Raw genomic sequence first — 2,825 nt, 5'->3', positions numbered from 1 at the left:
CATGCGTAGTTTTTTTAAGTAGTGGTTGTTTTTGCTTTGACTACATCTTAATGAAAACTACGCATTTTTCATGTCTGCGACCTCACCAGCCGTCGATCGGGTCAAGTCTCAAAGGCATTTAATGGAGGGGACCCGCGGCTGAAAGCCGTGGGGAGGAAGCCGTTCATTACCGTTGAGACTTGACGCGCTTCAGGACGCAAAAATAGCGGGCAAGGCCCGCCACGTATACGTGGCGGGACATGCCCAGCGGCGAGCGTCCAAGCCGGCAGGCTATCTATCGGCAGTGCCGGAAACACTCCTCAGTAATCGCTTGAAAGTTTCTACTTCTTTAGTAGAGGTTGCCCGCTAATTTCCGAAGAACCGAAAATTTAGGCCCACCTGCCGATTGCAGATGAGCCTACGCCCAAGATCTATTTTTGGGCGAAATATTCAGGCTAGCTTAGGCAGAGCCTTTACGATCTTCATCGTTTCCAGGCTGACCGTGATGATCTTCAGGAACAGATCAAGCGGGTAGCGATCATTGCCCATTTCGGTCGCGTAGTCGTTGAAGTCGTTCACGATGCCGGAAGCCTTGTCGATGCTGACGCAAGCGCGTTCCACCACCCAGTCGAGTGCAGACTTCTTATTGACGACATACTCCTGCGCTTCAAGCGGGATGTCCTTCACGGTGATCCAATCGTTGTAGATCAGCGTGGTCTTGTCCTTGGCCGCGTTGCCGGTCTTCCCCTTGATCTTGCCCCACTTCATCTGCTTCACGCGGTAGGACGGCAGCCCGGTCTTCGTGTACTCAATCGTGACGCCGGCGTATGGGGCAACATCTTCAAAATGCACGTGCAACCGTGCAAGCTCCTGACCGGCCTCGACAAAGGCCATGAACTGCTCGTAGGTGGCAACACGCGGAATGCGCGGCAGCTCCTTCATCAGATTGTTGGCGTAACGCGTCCGGTAGTCCTCTGAATGCAGAATGCCGTAGATGTAGTAGAAAAGATCATCCTCGGTGATCGGCTTGCCCGGATACGCAGCCTGGAAGTGTGGCAGTGCCTCTGGGGAGAAGCCGCTCGGCATCTCGCTCGACTCGCCAAAGTCGAGAGTGTCTTCTGCTCCCTTGGCTTGCTCGCCGGGAAGCCAACGCGGGAAGCATTGCGTTTTTTCGAGAAAGTCAAGACATGGAATGTGGTCGACCATCAAGCAAGAGTATTCTTTTGATCCTACCCCAGATGAACAAATAGCCAGATTCTTTGCTTTAGAATCCGGGAAAATGTATTTCCATCTACCTGGTCTATGTGTAAATCCTGATTCTGGATCAAAGTATAAATTTTGTTTAAAAAAAGGTCTGTAAAGAGATTTTTGAATTCTTCTTTCTGAAAAATCACTAGGAATTTTTCTTTCTAGCCTAGACACTAAACTACTCGACCATGCTACATCTTTGATGTATTTCTGCCTTACTGAAGATGTATCTAAACCAGAATTAAGTTCCCCCAATGCCTTATTGAAGGCTAGGACACTTCGTTTAGTACTGTTTATTACTGTTTGTCTGTTAGAGTTATAGACCCATGCATCTCTATTTGTATTTACACCAAGCGAATAATCTTTAAAGATAGCCACTTCTTTTGTTTTCTTGCCATCCATGCGCATGAAGTGTGAAAACGAATCATCACGCTGGTTCAATCAGCGCGATGATTCCTATTCGCGCTTTATGCGAATGGATGGAAAGAAAACAAAAGAAAAGTCTATTTTTAAAAATTTCTCTTTAGGTGTAGGTACGAATCGTGATGTTTGGGCATATGCAAGTAGCAAGTTATCATTACATAATAAGATGCAAACATGCATCACTTTTTACAATCAAGAAGTCGAAAAGAAGAAGAGAGACTCTAACTATGTTTTTCTGAAAGATTTGACAAAAATTTCTTGGATTCACCCTCAACGAATTGGATTCGAAAGGCAAGTAAAATCAAACTCATTTGAATATAACAAAATATATTCTTGTTTCTATCGACCTTATATTCGTCAATATCTTTATTTCGATCGCTTTTGGAATAATCGTGTTTACCAAATGCCCAGCATCTTCCCAATGAATACGACTGACAATTTAGTCATCTGTTCGTCTGGGGTAGACAATCTGGTCATCTGCATCAATCAGAATGCAAAGGATGCTGGGCAAATAGCCTTGATGACAGATCACATTGCTGATCTGCACTTCAATGGTGACACTCAATGTTTTCCGCGTTGGCTTCCCGGCGAACAATCTAAGGCAGCAGAAGACACACTCGACTTCGGCGAACCGAGTGAGATGCCGAGCGGCTTCTCTCAGGAGGCACTGCCGCACTTCCAGGCTGCATATCCGGGCAAACCGATCACCGAAGATGATCTCTTTTATTATATCTACGGCATCCTTCATTCTGAGGATTACCGAACGCGCTACGCCAACAATCTGATGAAGGAGCTGCCGCGCATTCCGCGTGTCGCCACCTACGAACAGTTCATGGCCTTTGTCGAGGCCGGTCAGGAGCTCGCCAGATTGCACGTGCACTTTGAAGATGTTGCGCCATACGCCGGCGTCAAAATTGAGTACACGAAGGTCGGACAGCCGTCCTACCGCGTGACGCAGATGAAGTGGGGCAAGATCAAGGGGAAGACCGGCAATGCGGCCAAGGACAAGACCACGCTGATCTACAACGATTGGATCACCGTGAAGAACATCCCGCTTGAAGCGCAGGAGTATGTCGTTATTAACAAAGGTATTTAATAGTTGACGGATGGTGCTGTGTGGCGCTTGGGGTCAGGCCGCCTGTGCATAGAGGGTACTCTCATTCGTAAAACAGGCG

The 2,825-nt window shown here is 47.5% G+C and carries 2 protein-coding genes; one reads left to right on the top strand and one right to left on the bottom strand.

The window, feature by feature from the left end; genetic code table 11:
* Positions 1-429: 429 nt before the first annotated feature.
* Positions 430-1,629 carry a type ISP restriction/modification enzyme gene (locus GBM95_RS11485; protein WP_226963310.1) on the bottom strand — a complete coding sequence of 400 codons (1,200 nt, stop codon included), beginning with the start codon at positions 1,627-1,629 and terminating at the stop codon, positions 430-432.
* Between the two features lie 4 nt (positions 1,630-1,633).
* On the opposite strand from GBM95_RS11485, the gene GBM95_RS11480 reads away from it, so the two are divergent.
* Entirely contained in the window at positions 1,634-2,746 is a 1,113-nt protein-coding gene (locus GBM95_RS11480) for a type ISP restriction/modification enzyme (RefSeq protein ID WP_226963309.1), read from the top strand.
* Positions 2,747-2,825: the final 79 nt, after the last annotated feature.

The sequence above is a fragment of the Sutterella seckii genome (genome assembly GCF_009183815.1).
Lineage (GTDB): Bacteria > Pseudomonadota > Gammaproteobacteria > Burkholderiales > Burkholderiaceae_F > Sutterella > Sutterella seckii.
Note: the sequence above shows the minus strand (reverse complement) of the source record. Positions and strands in the feature narration are given on the sequence as shown.